Source organism: Bradyrhizobium sp. BRP19 (assembly GCF_020194195.1).
GTDB lineage: Bacteria > Pseudomonadota > Alphaproteobacteria > Rhizobiales > Xanthobacteraceae > Bradyrhizobium > Bradyrhizobium yuanmingense.
This window is the reverse complement of record NZ_JADYVZ010000003.1, coordinates 178408-198938: the sequence shown is the minus strand read 5'-3', so window position 1 is coordinate 198938 and position 20531 is coordinate 178408. Positions and strand designations below refer to the sequence as shown.

The 20531-nt window shown below is 65.0% G+C and carries 22 protein-coding genes; 21 read left to right on the top strand and 1 reads right to left on the bottom strand.

Features of this window, described 5'->3' with window-relative positions; all coding sequences use genetic code 11:
• Window positions 1-62: 62 nt before the first annotated feature.
• The 21 genes from I6F36_RS11170 to I6F36_RS11070 all read left to right on the top strand — a co-directional run bounded on the left by I6F36_RS11170 (window position 63) and on the right by I6F36_RS11070 (window position 19368).
• Entirely contained in the window at window positions 63-971 is a 909-nt protein-coding gene (locus tag I6F36_RS11170; protein ID WP_057030125.1) for a flagellin, read from the top strand.
• 268 nt (window positions 972-1239) lie between these two features.
• The gene (locus I6F36_RS11165; protein WP_036007019.1) at window positions 1240-2154 is read left to right on the top strand and encodes a flagellin; all 915 of its coding nucleotides are present in this window, start codon (window positions 1240-1242) and stop codon (window positions 2152-2154) included.
• Between the two features lie 296 nt (window positions 2155-2450).
• Window positions 2451-4076, top strand: coding sequence for a flagellar basal-body MS-ring/collar protein FliF (gene fliF / locus I6F36_RS11160; protein WP_036046274.1), 1626 nt, complete (start codon window positions 2451-2453; stop codon window positions 4074-4076).
• Entirely contained in the window at window positions 4073-4768 is a 696-nt protein-coding gene (locus I6F36_RS11155; RefSeq protein WP_036027422.1) for a hypothetical protein, read from the top strand. The genes fliF and I6F36_RS11155 overlap by 4 nt, the downstream gene beginning before the upstream one ends.
• A 6-nt stretch (window positions 4769-4774) precedes the next feature.
• On the top strand, window positions 4775-6088 hold the full coding sequence (locus I6F36_RS11150) for a MotB family protein (RefSeq protein ID WP_225171435.1): 1314 nt from the start codon (window positions 4775-4777) through the stop codon (window positions 6086-6088).
• On the top strand, window positions 6085-7260 hold the full coding sequence (locus tag I6F36_RS11145; RefSeq protein WP_036007028.1) for a chemotaxis protein: 1176 nt from the start codon (window positions 6085-6087) through the stop codon (window positions 7258-7260). The genes I6F36_RS11150 and I6F36_RS11145 overlap by 4 nt, the downstream gene beginning before the upstream one ends.
• The gene (locus tag I6F36_RS11140) at window positions 7257-8600 is read left to right on the top strand and encodes a flagellar hook-length control protein FliK (protein WP_225171434.1); all 1344 of its coding nucleotides are present in this window, start codon (window positions 7257-7259) and stop codon (window positions 8598-8600) included. The genes I6F36_RS11145 and I6F36_RS11140 overlap by 4 nt, the downstream gene beginning before the upstream one ends.
• Window positions 8551-9132, top strand: coding sequence for a transglycosylase SLT domain-containing protein (locus tag I6F36_RS11135; protein WP_057030130.1), 582 nt, complete (start codon window positions 8551-8553; stop codon window positions 9130-9132). The genes I6F36_RS11140 and I6F36_RS11135 overlap by 50 nt, the downstream gene beginning before the upstream one ends.
• Before the next feature lie 106 nt (window positions 9133-9238).
• Complete coding sequence (locus tag I6F36_RS11130; protein ID WP_225171433.1) at window positions 9239-10471, top strand: flagellar hook protein FlgE; 1233 nt, start codon at window positions 9239-9241, stop codon at window positions 10469-10471.
• Between the two features lie 34 nt (window positions 10472-10505).
• Window positions 10506-11981: a flagellar hook-associated protein FlgK gene (gene flgK / locus I6F36_RS11125; RefSeq protein ID WP_225171432.1), complete on the top strand. Its 1476-nt coding sequence runs from the start codon at window positions 10506-10508 to the stop codon at window positions 11979-11981.
• 3 nt (window positions 11982-11984) lie between these two features.
• Entirely contained in the window at window positions 11985-13031 is a 1047-nt protein-coding gene (locus I6F36_RS11120; RefSeq protein ID WP_057030132.1) for a flagellar hook-associated family protein, read from the top strand.
• Between the two features lie 68 nt (window positions 13032-13099).
• Window positions 13100-13444: a flagellar biosynthesis regulator FlaF gene (gene flaF / locus I6F36_RS11115; RefSeq protein WP_036007043.1), complete on the top strand. Its 345-nt coding sequence runs from the start codon at window positions 13100-13102 to the stop codon at window positions 13442-13444.
• The gene (gene flbT, locus I6F36_RS11110; RefSeq protein WP_036027412.1) at window positions 13444-13854 is read left to right on the top strand and encodes a flagellar biosynthesis repressor FlbT; all 411 of its coding nucleotides are present in this window, start codon (window positions 13444-13446) and stop codon (window positions 13852-13854) included. The genes flaF and flbT overlap by 1 nt, the downstream gene beginning before the upstream one ends.
• Before the next feature lie 15 nt (window positions 13855-13869).
• Window positions 13870-14289: a flagellar hook assembly protein FlgD gene (gene flgD / locus I6F36_RS11105; protein ID WP_036007048.1), complete on the top strand. Its 420-nt coding sequence runs from the start codon at window positions 13870-13872 to the stop codon at window positions 14287-14289.
• Window positions 14286-14552 (top strand): flagellar biosynthesis protein FliQ, encoded by a 267-nt coding sequence (fliQ, locus tag I6F36_RS11100; protein WP_025034323.1) that lies wholly within the window; start codon window positions 14286-14288, stop codon window positions 14550-14552. The genes flgD and fliQ overlap by 4 nt, the downstream gene beginning before the upstream one ends.
• 75 nt (window positions 14553-14627) lie before the next feature.
• Window positions 14628-16709 (top strand): flagellar biosynthesis protein FlhA, encoded by a 2082-nt coding sequence (gene flhA / locus I6F36_RS11095; RefSeq protein WP_036027411.1) that lies wholly within the window; start codon window positions 14628-14630, stop codon window positions 16707-16709.
• Window positions 16706-17458 (top strand): flagellar biosynthesis protein FliR, encoded by a 753-nt coding sequence (fliR, locus tag I6F36_RS11090; protein WP_036007054.1) that lies wholly within the window; start codon window positions 16706-16708, stop codon window positions 17456-17458. Before flhA ends, fliR begins: the two co-directional genes overlap by 4 nt.
• A gap of 7 nt (window positions 17459-17465) precedes the next feature.
• Window positions 17466-17885 carry a hypothetical protein gene (locus I6F36_RS11085; protein ID WP_036007058.1) on the top strand — a complete coding sequence of 140 codons (420 nt, stop codon included), beginning with the start codon at window positions 17466-17468 and terminating at the stop codon, window positions 17883-17885.
• Entirely contained in the window at window positions 17882-18361 is a 480-nt protein-coding gene (locus tag I6F36_RS11080; protein ID WP_036027409.1) for a rod-binding protein, read from the top strand. The genes I6F36_RS11085 and I6F36_RS11080 overlap by 4 nt, the downstream gene beginning before the upstream one ends.
• Window positions 18362-18400: 39 nt before the next feature.
• On the top strand, window positions 18401-18913 hold the full coding sequence (locus tag I6F36_RS11075; RefSeq protein WP_036027408.1) for a hypothetical protein: 513 nt from the start codon (window positions 18401-18403) through the stop codon (window positions 18911-18913).
• Window positions 18910-19368 (top strand): hypothetical protein, encoded by a 459-nt coding sequence (locus I6F36_RS11070; RefSeq protein ID WP_036007081.1) that lies wholly within the window; start codon window positions 18910-18912, stop codon window positions 19366-19368. Before I6F36_RS11075 ends, I6F36_RS11070 begins: the two co-directional genes overlap by 4 nt.
• 233 nt (window positions 19369-19601) lie before the next feature.
• Here I6F36_RS11070 and I6F36_RS11065 read toward each other — a convergent pair whose 3' ends face one another.
• Entirely contained in the window at window positions 19602-20372 is a 771-nt protein-coding gene (locus tag I6F36_RS11065; RefSeq protein WP_225171431.1) for a response regulator transcription factor, read from the bottom strand.
• Window positions 20373-20531: the final 159 nt, after the last annotated feature.

Sequence of the window (20531 nt, the reverse complement as noted above, 5' to 3'; positions counted from 1 at the left end):
CGGTGAAAGCCCGGTATGTCCCCTCGTGAAAATGTAAACGCGTACATAAAGGGACATTCGCAATGTCAAGCCTGCTTACGAACTCGACTGCCATGACCGCACTCCAGACCCTGCGGTCTGTGGGTTCGCAACTCTCCACCACGCAGAACCGGATCTCGACCGGCCAGCGCGTCGCCACCGCGTCGGACAACGCCGCCTATTGGTCGATCGCAACGTCGATGCGCTCCGACAACGCCGCGCTCTCGGCGGTGTCCGACTCGCTCGGCCTGTCTGCCGCGACCGTCGACACCGAATACACCGCTCTGACCTCGGTGATCGGCGACAAGGACTCGGGTCTGACCAAGCTCCAGGCGCTGCTGGTCCAGTCCAAGACTGCAGGTATCGACCGCACCAAGATCCAGGCGGACATCACCCAGATCCAGCAGGACATGAAGCTGAAGGCCAACTCGGCGACCTTCAACGGCATCAACTGGCTGAGCACCACGACGGGTACCACCCCGACGAGCTTCAGCCTCGTGTCATCCTACTCGCGCGTCGGCGGCACGCCCACCATCGGCTCGATCACGGTGACGACGGCCAACTACACGCTCTACTCGACCACGCAGACCGGCATTCTGGATACTGTGGCTGGCAGTGCGTCGGTCGACACGATCAACATCGCCGCGCTGACCGACTCGGCGGCCGACCAGACCACGCTCGATGGCTACATCGCGCAGGTCACGACTGCGATCAACTCGGTGGCCTCGGCCGCCGCCAATCTCGGTGCCGTCAAGAACCGTATCTCGACCAACACGAACTTCGTGAAGTCGCTGATGGACTCGGTTGACCGCGGTGTCGGTCAGCTCGTCGACGCCGACATGAACGCGGAATCCACCCGCCTGGCCGCCCTTCAGGTCCAGCAGCAGCTCGGCGTGCAGGCGCTCTCGATCGCCAACAACAGCAGCCAGAGCATCCTGTCGCTGTTCCGCTAAGACGGAAGTCATCGGGGGAGGGCCGCGCTTCTCGCGAAGCGCGGCCCTTTCGCTTAGGCAGCCACGCGCGCCCAAGTCCGGCCGCCTGTTGCGGCCGGAACACAGGGCCACAAGCCCCGCACAAGCTTCGCTCGCTAACCTCGCCGCTACGACAGATTGGGCCTTGAACCCGCGTTTGCGGCACGCCCAAAGGCATGACGCCGCCCTGTCGTACCGGTGCAAGCCCGGTATGTCCCCAACTCAAGTCAATCTTCAAAGGGACATCAAAATGGGTTCTAGTCTTCTCACCAACTCCTCCGCCATGACCGCGCTGCAGACCCTGCGGTCTGTCAGCACGCAACTCGCCACCACGCAGAACCGGATTTCCACCGGTCAGCGCGTGTCCACCGCCTCGGACAACGCTGCCTATTGGTCGATTGCGACCTCGATGCGCTCCGACAACGCCGCGCTGTCCGCGGTCTCCGACTCGCTCGGCCTGTCGGCTGCGACCGTCGACACCGAATACACCGCTCTGACCTCGGTGATCGGCGACAAGGACTCGGGTCTGACCAAGCTCCAGGCGCTGCTGGTCGAAGCCAAGACCGCCGGTATCGACCGCACCAAGATCCAGGCCGACATCACCCAGATCCAGCAGGACATGAAGCTGAAGGCCAATTCGGCCACCTTCAACGGCATCAACTGGCTGAGCACCACGACGGGCACCACCCCGACGAGCTTCAACCTCGTCTCGTCCTACTCGCGTGTCGGCGGCACGCCCACCATCGGCTCGATCACGGTGACGACCGCCAATTACACGCTCTACTCGACCACGCAGACCGGCATTCTGGACACCGTGGCCGGCAGCGCCTCGGTCGACACGATCAACATCGCCGCGCTGACCGACTCGGCGGCCGATCAGACCACGCTCGATGGCTACATCGCGCAGGTCACGGCGGCGATCAACTCGGTGGCCTCGGCCGCTGCCGATCTCGGCGCGGTCAAGAACCGCATCTCGACCAACACGGAATTCGTCAAGACCCTGATGGACTCCGTGGATCGCGGCGTCGGCCAGCTCGTCGACGCCGACATGAATGCGGAATCGACCCGCCTGCAGGCTCTGCAGACCCAACAGCAGCTCGGCGTTCAGGCGCTCTCGATCGCCAACCAGAACAGCCAGAGCATCCTGTCGCTGTTCCGCGGCTAAGCGGCGCTTTCGAAAACGACCGTGCTCCCTCAGGGAGCACGGTCCCCGCCGTGATGGTGGGCGCCGACACGCGATATGCCGGCAATCGAACCTTCGTCATACGTCTTGCGACATGCCGCGGCCGGTCGGGCTGCCGTGCGCCCGAGCGCTCGCTCGCGCCTGCCAAACCGATTGCGTCGCCTCGTCTTGCATAATTGCAACGCCTTGCCAGCGAACCCACACATTCGCGCCTCGCGCAACCTTCAGACAAGGTTGGCAGCTGAGTGTCGTCACCATTCGCATTGGTACGAGGTCATATGCTCAGTCGTGCGCAGGTACAGCAACTGCTCAACAATCTGCTGGAGCTTGGGCCGCGACGCCTGATGGCCTTGGGACTGATCGGTTTTGCGGTTCTCGTCACCGTCGTCGGCGGCGCCTATTATCTCAGCCGCCCCGAGTTCGAAACGCTCTACACCGGCCTCACCCGCGAAGATGTGACGCGCATCGGCGCGGCACTGCGCGAGCAGAACATCACCTTCGACGTCAATTCCGCCGGCGATGCGGTCTCGGTGCGTCCGAGCCAGACCATGCAGGCGCGGATGCTGCTTGCCGAGAAGGGGCTGCCGACCAGCGCCAATTCCGGTTACGAGCTGTTCGACAAGATCGGCTCGCTCGGGCTGACCTCGTTCATGCAGGAGGTCACCAAGCTGCGCGCGCTCGAAGGCGAGATCGCCCGCACCGTCCAGCTGATGAAGGGCGTGAAGGCGGCGCGCGTGCATATCGTGCTGCCGGTGCGCGGCTCGTTCCGCGCCACGCAGCAGCCGCCTTCGGCATCGGTCGTGCTGCGCACCGACGGCGCGATCGAGGCGCGCACGGCGCAGTCGATCCGGCATCTCGTCGCCGCCGCCATTCCCGGCATGAGCCGCGACAAGGTGACGGTGCTCGACGCCGACGGCTCGATGCTGCTCGCCGAAGAGGACGAAGCCAGCGCCGCGCCGACCAAGATGGCGAGCCTGCAGAAGACGGTCAGCGGCATGGTGCAGGAGAGCATCCGCAAGGCGCTGACGCCGTATCTGGGCCTCGACAACTTCGAGGTGAGCGTCGCTCCGCAGCTGTCCACCGACAAGCGGCAGATCAACGAGACGGTCTACGATCCCGAGAACCGCGCCGAGCGCTCGGTGCGGGCCGTACGCGAGAAGGAATCCTCGCAGAACGCCGACCGCTCGTCGCCGACTACGGTGCAGCAGAATCTCCCCGACCAGCAGGTGAATGCGGGCGGCGGCAAGAACTCCAGCGAGGACAAGACCCGCCGCGAGGACGTCACCAATTTCGAGGTCTCCTCCAAGACCACAACGACGGTCAGCGACGGCTATTCGGTCAAGAAGCTGTTCATCGCCGTCCTGGTGAATCGAGCTCGGCTGGTTGCCGATCTCGGCGACAAGAGCAACCAGGCCATCATCGACAGCAAGCTCGCCGAGATCAGCCAGCTCGCGGCGACCGCGGGCGGATTGGACAAGGCGCGCGGCGACCAGATCCAGGTGACGGCCGTCGATTTCATCGAGGGCTCGCGTGAGCTGGCGCCGGTGCCGCCGATCAGCTTCGTCGAGATGATCAACAAGCAGCTCGGCAGCGTCATCAACGCGATCACGATCCTGGCCGTGGCTTCGATGCTCGTCTGGTTCGGGCTGCGGCCGGCGGTCAACGGCATCCTGACCCATCGCGCGGAGCAGGAGCAGGCCGAGGCGGCCGAGGCCGCCCAGCTCGAGGCCTCGGCGGCCCTTGCGCTGCCCGACGGCGAGGAGGCCGAGCTCAACCTCGTCGAAGACCTCGAAGGCAAGATGCAGCGAACGCCGCAGAAGCGGCTCGAGCAGATCGTCCGGCTCGACCAGATGCAGGCGGCGGCGATCCTTAAAGACTGGATGCGACGCGAGGAGGCGGCATGAACGCGGCAATCGGAAAACTCCTGACGCAGTTCGATGCGAATGGCCGGGTCAAGTCGTCGCCGCCGCCCCCGCCTCCAAAAATCCAGGACGTGCTGACCAGGCCGAAGGAGGCGAGGCGCGATCCGCAGCCTCAATCCCAGCCGCAGGCCCACACGCAGCTTCAGGCTCAGTCCCCGGCGCCCGCGACGGAAGCGCCGCCGGTCAATCTCCTGGACGATGCCTATCGGCGCGGCCATGCCGCGGGCGTCGCGGAAGGCGACGCCAAATTGGCCGAGGAGCGCGTCCGCAGCGCGATCCGGCTCGGCGAAGAGCGGGCCAAATGGTCCGACCAGCAGGCAGTCGCGATCGTCAGCGGCTTCGAGGCGGCCTGCCGCGAGATCGAGACCAACATCGCAAGCTCCGTGGCGCGGATCCTGCTGCCGTTCCTCGCCGATGCGGTGCGCGACAAGGCGATCGGATCGCTGGTCGAGCAGATCGCGGCGCTGACCGGCAGCTCGTCGGCGCCCGCCTTCAAGGTCACCGGCCCGAGCGAGCTGCTGGACCTCGTGAAGACGCAGCTCGAGGCGTCCAGGCGAACGGGCATTGCATACGTGGCCGCCGAGACGCTCGAGGTGCGCGTCGTGGCCGACCAGACCGTGATCGAGACGCAGATCTCCGCCTGGAGTGAACGCCTCAAGGAGGCGCGCCGGTAGTCCGCCATGGAGGAGGTCAAGCATGAGATCGTGATCGTCCGCCGCCGCAGCGCCTTCGCCGAGGAGGCGCATCACGGCGGCGTCTGGAAGATCGCCTATGCGGACTTCATGACCGCGATGATGGCGTTCTTCCTGGTCATGTGGCTGCTCAACGCGCTCAACCAGGACCAGAAGCAGGTCGTCGCGAGCTATTTCAATCCGATCAAGCTCGCTGAGAACTCACCTGCCCCAAAGGGCCTCAAGGATCTCTCCAACAAGGAGCCGTCGTCGTTCGAAGGCCAGGACGGCAAGCGTCAGCCGGCCGGTACGAACGAGGAAAGGCGCGGCGATTCTCCGACGGCTGAGAAGCCGGCCTCTTTCGAGGAGAAGGTCCTGTTCCGTGACCCCTATGCGACGCTCGCCGAGATCGCCAACAGCGCGAACCAGTCGACGGGCCAGCGGCGCGCCGGCGCTCTGACTTCCGCTGAAGAGGACGGCCTCAAGGGAGGCGATGCCTATCGCGATCCATTCGATCCGGGCTATTGGAAGCTGGCGCCACAGGCGTCCAAGGACGCCGATCGCTTCATCGAGAGCGAGCCGAAGCCGAATGCCTCCGCGCGAGACGGCGCAGCCGGAGCAAATCCGGGCGAGGTGCAGGCGCGCCGGAGCAGGACGGATGATGCCGGCGGCAACGTGGCTCCGGGCCCGGAGAGCTCGTCCGCAAGCCTGTCGCCGCTGATGCCGCCGGGCGCCGCACCGACGCAGTCGCCGCGCGAGGGCAGCGCCCAAGCTGGCGTCCAGGTGAGCACCGCCCTGCAGGCTCGTCCCAACGATGCGGCGAAGGAGCCGGAGGCGCGCGACGCGGCGCAAACACAGCAGCCCACCCTCAAGCAGCTTCAGTCCGCGGTCGCGGAGGCGCTGTCGGACATCAAAGCAGGGGCGGGGCCGGCGGCCGAGGTGCGTCAGGTCGAGGAAGGGCTCCTGGTCAGCCTCACCGACGATGCGAGCTTCGGCATGTTCGCGGTCGGCTCGGCGGAGCCGCGGCCCGAGCTGATCCGCGTGATCGACAAGATCGGGCCGCTGCTGATGAAGCGCCAGGGCATGATCATCGTCCGCGGGCATACCGACAATCGGCCGTATCGATCGGAAACCTACGACAATTGGAGGCTGTCGACCGCGCGTGCGCAGATGGCCTATTACATGTTGGTCCGTTCCGGCGTCGATGCGCGGCGGATCGAGCATATCGAAGGTTACGCCGATCGGCGGCCGAAGCTCCCGAACGATCCGGCGGCCGCCCAGAACCGCCGGATCGAAATCCTGATCCGGGAGAAGCGACCTTGATCAGGCTGCTGCGCCGCGCCGTCTTGCTGCTGCCGTTCATCGCGGCAAATGCGCTTGCCCAGCCTGCACCCCAGGGCAGCGAACCCTATGAGCTCGTCCGCGCGCTGCAAGCGGTGCAGGACGGCATCGCCAATGGCGACACCGCCGCACATGGCAGTCATATCGCGCTGATCCGGCAAATCGGCGAGAAGTTTCTCGCGGCCGATCCCGCGGTGTGGAGCAATCCGCGGAACGGCCAGGCGGTCGTTATCTACCTGCTCAGCGGCGGTGCGCCGCAAATCGTCCGCAAACTGCCGCGCGACAAGTTGAACGTCGACGAGCGGCTGTTCAACGGTGCGCTCGCCTATGTCGAGGGTCGCCAAGAGGAAGCACGGGAGCTGCTCAAGGAGATCAAGCCGCGGACGATTCCTTCGGGACTGGGCGGACAGGTCGCGCTGGTTCAGGGCGCGCTGTTCGCGCGCGCCGAGGCCTCGCTCGCGATCGAGCGCCTGGACGATGCGCGCCTGCTGTTGCCCGGCACGCTGGTCGAGGAGGCGGCCCTGCGGCGCGAGATCCTGCTGGTGGGGCAGGCGGAGGATTTCGAGAAGTTCGAGTTCCTGACGCTGGCCTATATCCGCCATTACCGCAACTCGATCTATGCGGGCGATTTCTGGCAGCGCTTCTCCGCGGGGCTGACGCAATCGAGCCTGGCACTCGACGAGCGCCGCTTTGCGCGGATCTCAGCCTTGCTCGAGCAGATCGATCGCGCCAGCCGCCTCAAGCTCTATCTCATGATGGCGCGCGCCGCGATGGTGCGCGGACGGCTGACCGTGACCCGGCTGGCCGGCGAGCGGGCATTGACCCTCAGCGCGGATACATCGGCGGAACGCGAGCGCGCCCATTTCCTCCGCGGCGCCTCGCGCGTGCTCACCGACGAATATGACGGCGGTCTCGCCGAACTGAAGGCGCTCGACCGGTCGAAGCTGCCCGAACGCGACGTCCCCCTTCTCAATGCCACGGTGCAGCTCGCGCTCGACGTCCGCAAGCCGTTCGCGGGCGGATCCGCCGCGGCGGCGGATAAGCCCCCGGCAACGCCGGCGCGACTCGATCTGGCGTCATCGACCGCGACGCTCGCACGCGCGCAGAAGCAGCTCGGGGAGCTCGAACTCCTGACCAAGGATCGCCGGCCATGACCAAGCTCAGCGGAACCTCCGGACAGCTCTTCAACGGTCTCGCCGAGAGTCTCAACATGCGCGGGTCGCGCGCGGCAAAGGGTGCCGCGACCAAACCACAGGCGAACTCGTCCTTCAACGATCTGCTCCACACCGTCTCGAATCTCGCCAAGCAGGCGCTGAGCGAAGACGGCAGCGAGGCGGCCGCGAAGACCGGAACGCTGCGCACGCGTTCGATCCATCCGGCCGAGCAGGAGCAGCCGAAGGAGGCGGCGCTGCGCGAACGCGTCGCGACCATTGCTGATCCAAAGTCCATGGACGAGACCTCCGACACCAAGTCCGACAAGCTGGCGGAGCAACCACGTCCGGTCGATCATCTCACCGGGACAGATCGCCAGGATCAATCCGGCATCGCTGTGATGGTCGGGCAGGAGATCGCTGCTGTGTCTGCCGTGAAGCCGCAGATGCAAGTGCCCTCCGCAGACAAGGACGCGCCCGCGCGCGATGAGCGGTCACCCTCGGCGAAGCACGAGGCACCGGGCGCGGTGAAGGCGGCGACCGGCGATGCCGGTCCATCCAGTCCTGCCGCGGCCGGCGCGCGCTCGCAGGCGGCGGCTTCGCAAGCGATGGCGGCGTCGCAATCTGCGCTGACGCAAGGTGCGGAAGCCTCGAGCGCAAGGCCGGCATCACCCGGCTTCGAGGCGGTCACGGCCGATGTCGAGCGCGCTGCCAAGGCTTCGGCGCGCGCCGCGCTACCCGAGACGACCAAGGTCACCGTGGTCCAGCAGGAAACCCATCTGCCACCGGCGCAGTTCAACGCCCCGCAGCAGGTTGCCAATGCCGTCGTCGCCGAACTGAAGGAGTCCTCGGCACCGGCTGCGTCGGCGGCACCCGATCTCGCCGCATCCCAGACCAACGCACCGGATCAGCCGCTCAGAATCCTGACGGTCAATCTCGAACCGCCCGCGCTCGGCAACGTCACGGTGCGCCTGCGTCTCGTCGGCACCGAAGTGTCCGTCCAGCTCGCGGCCGAGCGCAAGGACACGAGCCAGATGCTCGACCAGCAGCGCGACCAGATCCGCGAGCTCATGCAGTCGGCCGGCTACGTCGCCGACGTCGCGCCGGTCCAGCACGGCTCGCTGGACGGATTCCAGAGCGGCTCCGGCCAGTCCCAGCCCCAGCTCTCGGGCCAGCAACAATCCTCGCCGCAGTCGCAAGGCGCGTTCGGCGGTGCCGGCACGTCGTCGGGGCAATCCGACGGCGGCGCGAAACAGGCTCGCCAGGAGCGCCAGTTCAACCAGGAGACGCGTCATGAGCAGGACGTGGCGCCGCATCACCGTCGCGGCCCTGTTTATCTGTAACGCGAGCGCTTCGGAAGCCGCCGCCGAGACTGCGCGCCCCTGCGAGCGCGAGATGACGCGCGCGGCCCGGCAGCATGGGATTCCGCTCGGCATTCTCTATGCGGTGGGCCTCACCGAGACCGGCCGGCGCGGCGCGCTCCATCCTTACGCGCTCGGGGCCGACGGCCAGACCGTGTTCGCCAAGGACATCAACGATGCAATCGCGAATTTCGAGGCGATGCGCAGCAAAGGCATCAAGCTGATCGATCTCGGCTGCATGCAGATCAACCATTATTATCACGGCGACAAGTTCGCTTCGGTCCGGGCGATGTTCGATCCCGCGGGGAACGTCGAATACGCCGCGCGGTTCCTGAAGGAGTTGAAGCAGCGCGAGGGCAGCTGGACCATGGCTGTCGCGCGCTACAACGCGGGTCCCAACAATCAGCCGGCGCAGAAGCGCTATGTCTGTCACATCGTTGCGCATCTCGTCTCGAGCGGTTTCGGCGCGTGGACGGACAAGGCGCGCTCGTTCTGCCAGCCGAAGACGAGCTGAAGCAGAGCTGACCGGACCACGACAAGTTGTGCATCGCGCCCAATCATCAGCCCCGCGCAAGCAAGAACCCCCATTGTAGCTGCAACCTACCAAAGGAGCCCAATTCATGAGCCTGTATGGTGTTATGCGCACCGGCGTTTCCGGGATGAACGCGCAGTCCAACAAGCTGTCGACCGTCTCGGACAACATCGCCAACGTCAACACGACGGGCTACAAGCGGGCTTCGACGGAGTTCTCCTCGCTGATCCTGAAGAGTGGCTCCGGCAATTACGATTCCGGCGCTGTCGAAACCAAGGTCCGCTATGCCATCAGCGACGGGGGCAATACGCAGTATACCACGTCGACCACGGACCTCCGCGTCCAGGGCAATGGCTTCTTCGTGGTGTCGAACGCCAACAACACGCAGCAATATCTGACGCGGGCCGGCTCGTTCGTGCCCGACAGCCAGGGCAATCTGGTCAACGGGGCCGGCTTTTATCTTCTCGGCCAGCCCGGGAACGTGAGCAATTTCTCGCAGAACAGCCTGTCCGGCATGCAGATCGTCAACATCGCCCAGGTCTCGCAGGTGCCGGTGCCGTCAACGGCGGGAACGCTCACGACCGGCAATTTGGATCCGAAAGCGGCTGTCATTGCTGGTCCGCCCGGCCCGGCGTCATATTCATCGAAGAGCTCGATCGTGGCCTACAACAATATCGGCCAGGCCGTTACGCTCGACGTCTATATGTCCCACACGGCGACGGCTGCCGGCTCGGATACCTGGCAGATCGGGGTCTACGACTCCGCGACGGGCACCTCGCTCGGCGGCGCCACCACTTTCACCTTCGACACCACGGCGGCCGGCAGGGGCGCGCTCGCCGCGGCGAGCCCGACCGGTCTCGCCTTCACCGTTCCCGGAGGTGCGGCGATGACCTTTGACCTGTCGAACTTGACCCAGGTCGGCACCGACTTCAGCTTCAAGGCCACTGTCAATGGCAGCGTTCCCTCGGCGATCGACAAGGTCGATATCGACGATGCCGGCCATGTGACGGCGATCCTCAAGAACGGGCAGCAGCTGACGCTCTACACCATCATGCTCGCCGACGTCGCGAGCCCCGACAATCTGACGCCCGAGCCCGGCAACGTCTATTCGACCAACATGAATTCCGGCAACGCGCAGGTCGGAAATGCCGGCACGGGTGGGCTCGGCACGATCCAGTCCAGTGCCCTGGAGGACTCCAACGTCGACCTTGCGGACGAACTCACCGGCATGATCGAGGCCCAGCGCGGCTTCACGGCGAACTCGAAATCGTTCCAGACCGGCTCGGATCTGCTGGATGTCGTCGTCAACTTGAAGCGCTGAATTCCTCGGCGCTCGTTTCGGGCAAGAGCACGCCATGTCGCTTACCGCCGCTCTCAACTCGGCTCGCTCCTCGCTCATGGCGTCGAGCGTTCAGTCGTCGGTCATCTCGCGCAACATCGCCGGTGCCAGCGCCGCCGGCTATTCGCGCAAGCTCACCGTGCTGGACAATCTGCCCGGCGCCGGCGTCTATGTCGCGGCGATCCAGCGCGCCGCCAGCTCGGGCCTCTACAACAACGTCCTGATCGCGACCTCGTCGTCCGCCAAGCAGACCGCGATCTATGACGGCCTGCAGAAGATCGCCACCGCGACGGTGGACGATCCGGAGCTCGACCAGTCGCCGACGGCGCAGCTCAACGCGCTGAAGCAGGCGTTGCAGAAATATGCCAACGCCCCTGACAACGCCACCCTGGCGCAGGCGGCCGTCGCGTCCGCCAAGGACATGGCGACCGCGCTCAACCAGGCGACCCGGACCGTGCAGTCGGTCCGCGAAAGCGCCGATGCCGACATGAAGACGTCGGTTCAGAATATCAACCAGTTGCTCTCCCGGTTCGAGACCGTGAACACCGCGATCGTGAAAGGCACGATCTCCGGCGACGACATCACCGACTATCTCGATCAGCGCGACAGCATCGTCTCGCAACTGTCGCAGGAGGTCGGCGTCAACATGTCGATCCGCCCCAACGGCGACGCGGCGCTCTACGCTGACAGCGGCGTGGTGCTGTTCGACAAGACGGCGCGGACGGTGAGCTTTGCGCCGACGAATGCCTACACCGCCGGCACCACGGGCAACGCCGTCTACATCGACGGGGTCCCGGTGACCGGCGCCAATTCGGTGATGCCGCTGAAGTCGGGCAAGCTCGCAGGCCTCGCCCAGCTGCGCGACCAGGACACCGTCACCTATCAGGGCCAGCTCGACGAAATCGCGCGCGGCCTGATCAATACGTTCAGGGAAAGCGATCAGACCGCCGCGGCGCTGCCCGACGTTCCCGGTCTCTTCACCTATCCGGGCGCGCCGGCGATGCCGGCGAGCGCGACCGTCTCGGTGGGCCTCGCCGGCACGATCTCGGTCGCGGCCTCGGTCGATCCGAGCCTGGGCGGCAACCCGAATTTGCTACGCGACGGCGCGATCAGCGGCAACCCCGCCTACCAATACAACACCGCCGGCAACGGCGGCTATTCGGCCCGACTGCAGCAGCTCATCGGCGGCATGGATGCCGCGCAGCCGTTCGATGCAACGACGCAAGGCAAGCCGAGCGGCAGCCTGATCGACTTCGCATCATCATCGGCGAGCTGGATCGAAAACCAGCGCAAGACCGCCGACGCCAACTCCGAGTACCAGAGCACATTGCTCAACCGCAGCATCACGGCGTTGTCAAACGTCAACGGCGTCAACATGGACGACGAAATGGCCTTGATGCTCCAGGTCGAGCGAACCTATTCGGCCTCGTCGAAGATCATCTCGACCGTCGATGAAATGCTGCAGAGCCTGCTGGCCGCCGTGGGGAACTGAGCCATGATGAGCGCGAATTACGTTTCCACCCTGATGCTGTCCTCGTCGTTGAGGTATTCGATCACGAACAACCAGGCGGCGCTGAGCAAGGCCTCGACCGAAGCGACCACCGGCCGCTTCTACGACGTTGGTCTGGAACTCGGTGCGACGACGGGAAGCGACCTCACGCTGCGGGCGGACTGGAGCTTTGCCGACCAGCTCGTCGACACCAACGGTCTCGTCTCGGGACGCCTGGACGTGACGCAGAACAGGATCACCCAGCTCAACAAGACCGCGACCGACTTCCTCAAGGATCTGATCGCGGCCCGCAGCACCGACGGCGGCGGGCGCGTCATCCTGCCGCCTGCATCCTCCAATCTCCAGGACCTGATCGGCGCGTTGAATGTCTCCTATAACGGCTCGTCGCTGTTCTCGGGCATCAACACGCAGAACGCGCCCATCACGCCGTACGCCGCGGGCTCGGCCAGCAAGAACCAGGTCGATGCCGATTTTCTCGCGGCCTTCGGCTTCCCGCAATCCTCGCCCGCCGTGGCCACCATTACGCCGGCCCAGATGCAGACCTTCCTGGACACCACCTTCGATGCCGGGTTCGCGAGCCCGGCCTGGAACACCAACTGGTCCTCGGCGACGGACCAGACCATGCAAAGCCGAATCTCCACCACCGAGATCGCGGACACGTCAGTGAGCGCCAACGAGATCGGCTTCCGCAGGCTCGCCGAGGCCTACACCATGATGGCCGATCTCGGGAACGTGAAGCTGAGCCAGGAGACGTTCCAGGTCGTCGTGGACAAGGCCATCGGGCTGGTCGGCAACGCCATCAACGATCTCGCTGCGCTCGGCGGCAGCGTCGGCACGGTTCAGCAACGGGTCACCACCGCAACCGCCAAGCTCAAGACGCAGCAGGACATTCTGAACAATCAGATCGTCGGAATGGAAGCGGTCGACCCGACCGAAGCCTCGGTCCGCGTCAATACGCTGCAGACACAGATCCAGACCGCGCTGGCGCTCACCTCGCAGCTCCAGAAGATCAGCCTCATCAATTATCTCTGAGCCAAGGCTGCGCTGTCAGGCTCGTAACCTTTGTCCAGTTGTTCGGTTTTCTGCGAAGAGTGGTCCTGATGACGTTTGAAGCCTATGAAGCGGTCGTTGACGATAGTGGCTATGAGGCGCGCAGCCGTGAGCGGCAGGCACTCAGCCTTGGCATCGACCGGCTCGAGCGGATCCAGAAGGGACGTTTCAGCCCCGAGGATCAGGTCGAGAGCCTGCTCTATGTGCGGCGGCTGTGGACGATCTTCATCGAGGATCTCGCGCACCCGGACAACGGCCTGCCGGACAAGCTGCGTGCCGACATCATCTCGATCGGCCTGTGGGTGGTCAAGGAAGCCGATCGTCTCCGCGAGCAGCGGTCCAGCGACGTGGTGCAGCTCATCGAAATCAACCGCCTGATCCGAGACGCGCTTTAATGAAGATTTCCTTGCGCGCGGGCGAACGGGTCTACATCAACGGCGCGGTGCTCCGCGTCGACCGCAAGGTCTCCGTCGAGCTCGTCAACGACGTGATGTTCCTGCTCGAAGGGCAGGTCATGCAGGCGTCCGACGCCACCACGGCCCTGCGGCAGCTCTATTTCATCGTCCAGCTCATGCTGATGAACCCGACGGACGTTCGCGACGCTGCGGCGCTCTACGCCCAGCATCACGCGGCCCTGTGTGCCGTTTGCGAGAACCGCGAGATGCTCGGTGGGCTCGGCGCGATCCACGAACTGGTTGGGGCGACCCGCTATTTCGAGGCGCTCAAGCGGATTCGCGCGTTGTTTCCGGTGGAGCAGGCCATCCTGGCCGGCGCCGCCGCCGTTTCCCCAGTCGAAGCTGCCTGACAGCGGAGAGACAAGATGAACGTCACCAGCGCGACCGACAGCACCAGCAGATCCAGTTCGACCGACACCAACTCGACGACGTCGAGCAACAGCGTGGACTACAACACGTTTCTCCAGCTCCTCATCGCCCAGATGAAGAACCAGGATCCGACCAATCCCATGGACACCGCGCAGTATATGAGCCAGTTCGCCCAGCTCTCGACGGTCGAGCAGGCGATGCAGACGAATGCGAAGCTGGACGCGCTGCTGTCCTCGCAGTCCTTGTCGCAGGCCAACGGGCTGATCGGGAAGACGGTCAGCTTCACCGACTCGACCGGCGCGACCTTCAGCGGCAAGGTCGTCTCGGTCTCCATCAACAGCGACGGCTCCATCGCGACGCTTCAGGACGGCACCAAGGTCGCGGTCGGACCGGGCCTCACGATCAGCCAGTCATGAACGAGCGGGACGCCCTCGATATCGTCCAGGCGGCGATCTGGACCATCATCGTCGCCTCCGGGCCTGCGGTCGGCGCAGCCATGCTGGTCGGCACCGTCATCGCGCTGATCCAGGCGCTGACCCAGATCCAGGAGGTGACGCTGACCTTTGTTCCGAAGATCATCGTCATTCTCCTGGTCGTTGCCGTCTCCGGCTCCTTCATCGGCGCGCATCTGTCGACCTTCACTGAGATGGTCTATTCCAGGATCGAGCGCGGCTTCTGATCCGGACGGCCCGGCACCATCCCCGCGTAAGCTTTGCGCGGCAGATTGCGGGCGGACCCCTCTGCCGGTGACCCAATGGCCGATACGTTAGCTGCTAGCCCGCCCAATCAGCGCCGCCTCGGAACGGATGCCTTTTTCGCCGCCGGCATCGTGACCATGCTCACGATCCTGTTCCTGCCGATTCCTCCGATCCTGATCGACCTCGGCCTCGCGTTCTCGATCGCGCTTTCGGCCCTGATCCTGATGGTGGCGCTGTGGATTCAGCGCCCGCTCGACTTCTCTGCTTTCCCGACCGTTCTGCTGATCGCGACGATCCTGCGCCTGGCGCTGAACATCGCGACGACGCGCCTGATCCTGTCACGGGGCGGGGAGGGTGAACATGCGGCGGGCCATGTCGTTGCAGGCTTCTCGAAGTTCGTCATGGGCGGCGACTTCGTGATCGGTCTCATCATCTTCGCGATCCTGGTGACGGTGAATTTCGTCGTGATCACCAAGGGCGCGACGCGTATCGCCGAAGTCGGCGCCCGTTTCACCCTGGACGCCATCCCGGGCAAGCAGATGGCGATCGATGCGGACCTGTCCGCCGGCTTGATCGACGACAAGGAAGCGCAGCGACGGCGCCGCGAGCTCGAAGAGGAGAGCGCGTTCTTCGGCGCCATGGACGGCGCCTCGAAATTCGTCCGTGGCGACGCCATTGCCGGTCTCATCATCACCGCGATCAACATCTTCGGCGGCATCGTCATCGGCGTCACCCATCACGGATTGACTCTGTCCCGCGCGGCCGACGTCTACACCAAGCTCTCCGTCGGCGATGGTCTGGTGTCGCAGATGCCGGCGCTGATCGTGTCGCTGTCGGCGGGCCTCCTGGTCTCCAAGGGCGGCACCACGGGCTCGGCGGAGCAGGCGGTGCTGCGGCAGCTCGGCGGCTATCCGCGCGCGGTGTCGGCCGCCGCGCTGATGATGTTCGTGCTCGCTTTGATGCCGGGACTGCCGATGGCGCCGTTTGTGCTGCTTGGGGGTGTCATGGCCTTCGTCGGCTATTCGTTGCCGAAGCGGCAGGCTGCGCTGAAGCAGAAGGAGGAGGCCCGCAAGGCCGACGAGCGCGCGCAGGCTGAGGCCAAGGAGTCCGTCAAGGAGCAGCTCAAGACCGCCGAGATCGAGCTGGCGCTCGGCGGCCACCTTTCAATCCATCTGTTGGGCTCGCGCACCGAGCTTGCCCACCGCGTGGCCAAGATCCGCAAGAAATTCGCCAAGCAGTACGGCTTCGTCATTCCCGAGATCAAGCTCACGGACAATCTGTCGATCGATCCTAAGAGCTACCAGATAAGGATTCACGACACGCGCGTTGCCCATGGCGAGCTCAGGCTCGGCGAGGTGCTGGTGCTGGTCGATAAGGACGGCAAGCCCGACGTGCCGGGCGACGAGGTGATCGAGCCTGCGTTCGGCATGAAGGCGCTGTGGGTGACGGAAGCCTTCACCGACGAAGTCAAGCGGCAGGGCTGCAAGCCGGTCGACAATCTGTCCGTGCTGCTCACGCATTTGAGCGAAGTGATCAGGGCGAACCTTGCCCAGCTGCTGTCCTACAAGGACATGCGTGCCCTGCTCGACCGGCTCGATCCCGAATACAAGCGCCTGGTCGAGGATCTCTGCCCGTCGCAGATCTCCTATTCGGGCCTGCTGGCGATCCTGAAGATCCTGCTTGCCGAGCGAGTCTCCATTCGCAATCTTCACCTGATCCTCGAGGCGATCGCCGAGATCGCGCCCCATGTGCGGCGCTCCGAGCAGGTGGCGGAGCACGTTCGGACCCGGCTCGCCCAGCAGATCTGCGGCGATCTCTCCGACAATGGCGTGCTCAACGTGGTTCGTCTCGGTAACCGCTGGGACCTCGCTTTCCACCAGAGCCTGAAGCGCGATGCCAAGGGGGACGTCGTCGAGTTCGACGCAGACCCGCGCCTGATCGAGCAGTTCGCGACCGAAGCCAGCGCCGCGATCCGGAAATTCACCGAGAGCGGCACCAGCGTGGTGCTGGCAGTGACGCCGGAAGCGCGCCCCTATGTCCGGATGATCCTGGAGCGGGTGTTCCCGACTTTGCCGATCCTGTCGCATGTCGAAGTCGCGCGCAGCGCCGAGATCAGGGCGCTCGGAGCCATATCGTGATCTCAGGGCTCGCCGACAGCGTGCTGGTGACGTTCATCGTGTTTTGCCGCATCGGCGCCTGCCTGATGCTGGTGCCCGGCTATTCCAGCGTCAACGTTCCGCCCCAGGTGCGCCTGTTCGTCGCACTGGTCACGACGTTTGCACTGACGCCGATCCTGATTGCCGTCCTGAAGCCGCTCACGGACAACGCGGCTCCCCTGACGCTCGCGCTCCTGATCTGCTCCGAGCTCGTGGTCGGCAGCGTCATCGGGCTCGGCGGGCGCGTGTTCTTCCTCGCCCTCCAGACCATGGCGACCATGATGGCGAGCGCGATCGGGCTGAGCAACATCCCGGGCACACCGATCGCCGACACCGATCCGGCGCCGGCCCTGGTGCCGCTGATCATGGCGGCCGTCACCACGCTGTTCTTCATGACCGACCAGCACTGGCAGGTGCTGCGCGGGCTGATGAACTCCTACGACGTCTGGAAGCCCGGCAGCAGGCTGGGCGGCAGCGTCGCGCTCGAGCTGCTCGTCGGCCGCCTTTCGGAAGCGTTCGTGCTGACGCTGCGGATCTCGAGCCCTTTCATCGTCTATTCGGTCATCGTCAACCTGGCGGTCGGCCTGATCAACAAGCTGACGCCGGCCATTCCGGTCTATTTCATCTCGGTGCCCTTCGTGCTGTTCGGCGGCTTCCTGCTGCTCTACCTCACCAGCGACGAGCTGCTGACGCAGTTCATGCTGGGCGTGTCGTCGTGGCTGGCGGAGTGACCGGGTCATGACATCGCGCGCGGACAAGCTCGGCCGGATGGTCTCGCTGGTGAAGCTGCAGCTCCGGCTCTCCGAATGGCAGCTCGCGCAATTGCGGCAGCAGGAGCGCAGCCTGCAGGACGAGCAGGAATGGCTGGTCGGAGCCTTGAACGATGGAAAGCCGCCGGCGGGATCGTCGAACGAATCGATCGCGCGGCGTCTCAACAGGGCGAGCGTCGGCGCCCGTGCGGTGCAGGCGCAGGCCGCGCAGCAGCTCGACCAGGTTCGCCGGGAGACCCGCCGCGTGAAACAGCTGGAGGAGGTCGCCAAGGCCGCACTCGCAGACAAGCTCCGCGATGCCGAGAAGCGCTCGCTCGAGGACATGACGGGAACGAGCCTTACCGTGCACGCCTGGACGCCACAGCCAGCCAACCGGAACAAGACATGATCGTGACAGCGACGCCCGACCTCGTCCTCGACGTCCTCGAAGCCGCGGACCCCGCGACGCAGCGCGCCGCGACCGCGAAGCTCGACGCGCTGAAATCGTCGGACGCCGATTTCGCCGCCACGATGGAGGCGGAAGTCGGCAAGGCCAAAGCGGCGACCGCCGATCAAGCCGCGGCGAAAGACGCGGAAGCGCAGTCGGGTGCCGTGAATGGCGCGCCGGTGCAGGTGATCAAGGCGCCGGCATCCGGCGAGATTTACCGGAAGTTCGAGGCCTTCATCCTCCAGACCTTCGTCGAGACGATGTTGCCGAAGGAGTCGGAGGAGGTCTTTGGCAAGGGCACGGCTGGCGGCGTCTGGAAGTCGATGCTTGCAGAGCAGCTCGGCAGTCAGCTGGCAAAGGGCAACGGTGTCGGCATCGCCCGGCAGCTCGCCGCCGCGCATCCGGCTGGACCGGACGCAGCGAAGGCCAAATCATGATCCGCGAACGGGTGACAGAAGTTGAGAGGTGAATTTCCAATGCAGGCACAAGAAGGCGCGGTGGCCGTGGCGATGGACCAGGCGGTCGCGGACACCGAGATGGTGACGACGGAAGCCGCAGCGAGCGATGCGCTGCTGCCCGTGCTGCTGCCGATCGGGGGTGACGAGGCAAGGGTCGACGCCGCGGACAGGGTGAGATCGGACGAGATGCGTGGCCTGCTGGCCGCAATCCGCCGGCTCGCAGGTATCGTCGAGGAGGAGACGACAGCGCTCGCGACCGGCCAAAAGATCGATTTCGACGATTTCAGCGCGCGGAAGAGCCGGAGCATGCTCGAGTTCGTCCGCCTGATGCGGGCGCGGATGCACCTCGGCGGCGAGGTCGAGATCACCGAGGAGATTCAGCGGCTGCGCGAGAAGCTCGAGCGGAATCGGTCCATTCTGGAGATGCACTACGACGCGGTCCGCGAAGTCGCGAGCATCATCGTCAAGGCGGTCAAGGACGCCGAGTCCGACGGCACCTATACCGGTCGCACGGCGCAGGACGGAAAATGATCAGGCTGGTGCTGGCCGGGCTCTGGGTATGCATCCTCACGGCGGGCACGAGCTATGCCGTCGCCTATTGGAAGGAGAAGGGCAGCCTGCTGCCGGCGAAGGACGAATATCTCGAAGGGTTGCAATATCACAAGACGCGGGCGCTGAGCGTGCCGATGGTCGAGAACGGCAATGTCCAGGGCTACATCGTCGCGCGCTTCGTCTACACCATGGAGGCGCGGACCATGCACCAGCTGAACGTCCCGCCGGAGCCGTTCGTCGTCGACGAGGCCTTCCGCAGGATCTATGCCGACGATCGTCTCGACTTCAGGAAGCTCGCCCGTTACGACCTCGCCATCCTGACGACGGCCATCAAGCAGCGCGTCAACGAACGGATGCAGGGTGACATTGTCCAGGACGTCCTGGTCGAGGACTTCAACTACGTCTCCAAGGAAGAATTCCAGCAGAAGCCGTAGCTCTTTTCTGCGGCCATCCTTCGAGAGGCCGCTACGCGGCTCCTCAGGATGAGGACGGAATGCGCGGCGCCAGTCTCAGCGCGCACCGCGGCCGATTAGCCTCATCCTGAGGAGGCGCGTCAGCGCCGTCTCGAAGGACGAGGCGTGCGCTCAGCTCGCCGCCAAAAGTGTAACGGCCTCCGCGAAGCTGCTTCGCAGAGGCCGTTGCCGGTTCGTGGCGCTGTCCTGCCGTGTCAGTTGCCGGCCGGGTATGCCGCGGGGGCGGCCTGCGTCCTGTTCAGTAGGATGCCGACGTCCTCGAGCTCCTGCACCGGCTCGTCGAGAGTTTCGCGCGCCGGGATGTTGAGGCGGTAGCCGACGTAACGCCTTGCCACGATCGCGTCGAAGCCGAGGCGGTCGCGGAGCTTCTTGCGCAGCTTGCTGACGTGGCTCTCGATCACGCTCTCGTCGAAGGTGGACTCGAAGATGCCGTAGACCGCATTGAAGATCTGCGTCTTGGTGATCCACTTGCCGTGGTTGGCCACCATATATTCGAGAATGCGCAGTTCGCGGCGGGGCAGGGTGAGGGCGTGGCCCGCGATTTCGGGATCACGGCCGTTGAAGAAGACCTGGATCCTGCTCTCGCAGGGCCTCGGCAGCTCGCCCACCCGGCGGCGCGCGATCGCGGCCGTTCGTGCCAGGATCTCGCGCAGGTGGATCGGCACGTGCACGACGTCGTCCACGCCCGATTCGAACAGCTCCAGCGTGTTCTTGAGCATCTTCTGGCCGCTCATGGCAATGATGGGAGCCGAGGAGCGCTTGCGCATCGCCCGCGGCAGGCTTCCGCGGGCATCGCAATCGCCGAGGAGAAAAGCGTCCACCGCCGCCAGATCGGACTCGCTCGCAGATTGCAGCCAGTCCCAGAATTCTCCGGAGGAGAAGCCGATCGACGATACGCCTTCGCGAACGAGCCCTCCGACATAGCTGTTCGCGACGCTCTCACGATCATCAACGATAATATACATCAGTCTTTCGCCCCTGTTTCGCACTTGTTGCGGCCGGTTGGTTGTTGTGATGCGCCGGCTCGGCAACGATGCTGTTTGACGACATTCCATCCCGCGAACCGTTGTTGTGGTTTCGATATTCGCGGGCAGCCCTACGCGTTCAGTGCCTGCGTCTCGCAG

Excerpts from the sequence above, each read along its gene's own strand:
- I6F36_RS11170 (WP_057030125.1), top strand. The coding sequence starts at position 63 with ATGTCAAGCCTGCTTACGAACTCGACTGCCATGACCGCACTCCAGACC.
- I6F36_RS11165 (WP_036007019.1), top strand. The coding sequence starts at position 1,240 with ATGGGTTCTAGTCTTCTCACCAACTCCTCCGCCATGACCGCGCTGCAG.
- fliF (WP_036046274.1), top strand. The coding sequence starts at position 2,451 with ATGCTCAGTCGTGCGCAGGTACAGCAACTGCTCAACAATCTGCTGGAG.
- I6F36_RS11155 (WP_036027422.1), top strand. The coding sequence starts at position 4,073 with ATGAACGCGGCAATCGGAAAACTCCTGACGCAGTTCGATGCGAATGGC.
- I6F36_RS11150 (WP_225171435.1), top strand. The coding sequence starts at position 4,775 with ATGGAGGAGGTCAAGCATGAGATCGTGATCGTCCGCCGCCGCAGCGCC.
- I6F36_RS11140 (WP_225171434.1), top strand. The coding sequence starts at position 7,257 with ATGACCAAGCTCAGCGGAACCTCCGGACAGCTCTTCAACGGTCTCGCC.
- I6F36_RS11135 (WP_057030130.1), top strand. The coding sequence starts at position 8,551 with ATGAGCAGGACGTGGCGCCGCATCACCGTCGCGGCCCTGTTTATCTGT.
- I6F36_RS11130 (WP_225171433.1), top strand. The coding sequence starts at position 9,239 with ATGAGCCTGTATGGTGTTATGCGCACCGGCGTTTCCGGGATGAACGCG.
- flgK (WP_225171432.1), top strand. The coding sequence starts at position 10,506 with ATGTCGCTTACCGCCGCTCTCAACTCGGCTCGCTCCTCGCTCATGGCG.
- I6F36_RS11120 (WP_057030132.1), top strand. The coding sequence starts at position 11,985 with ATGATGAGCGCGAATTACGTTTCCACCCTGATGCTGTCCTCGTCGTTG.
- flaF (WP_036007043.1), top strand. The coding sequence starts at position 13,100 with ATGACGTTTGAAGCCTATGAAGCGGTCGTTGACGATAGTGGCTATGAG.
- flbT (WP_036027412.1), top strand. The coding sequence starts at position 13,444 with ATGAAGATTTCCTTGCGCGCGGGCGAACGGGTCTACATCAACGGCGCG.
- flgD (WP_036007048.1), top strand. The coding sequence starts at position 13,870 with ATGAACGTCACCAGCGCGACCGACAGCACCAGCAGATCCAGTTCGACC.
- fliQ (WP_025034323.1), top strand. The coding sequence starts at position 14,286 with ATGAACGAGCGGGACGCCCTCGATATCGTCCAGGCGGCGATCTGGACC.
- flhA (WP_036027411.1), top strand. The coding sequence starts at position 14,628 with ATGGCCGATACGTTAGCTGCTAGCCCGCCCAATCAGCGCCGCCTCGGA.
- I6F36_RS11085 (WP_036007058.1), top strand. The coding sequence starts at position 17,466 with ATGACATCGCGCGCGGACAAGCTCGGCCGGATGGTCTCGCTGGTGAAG.
- I6F36_RS11080 (WP_036027409.1), top strand. The coding sequence starts at position 17,882 with ATGATCGTGACAGCGACGCCCGACCTCGTCCTCGACGTCCTCGAAGCC.
- I6F36_RS11075 (WP_036027408.1), top strand. The coding sequence starts at position 18,401 with ATGCAGGCACAAGAAGGCGCGGTGGCCGTGGCGATGGACCAGGCGGTC.
- I6F36_RS11070 (WP_036007081.1), top strand. The coding sequence starts at position 18,910 with ATGATCAGGCTGGTGCTGGCCGGGCTCTGGGTATGCATCCTCACGGCG.
- I6F36_RS11065 (WP_225171431.1), bottom strand. The coding sequence starts at position 20,372 with ATGTATATTATCGTTGATGATCGTGAGAGCGTCGCGAACAGCTATGTC.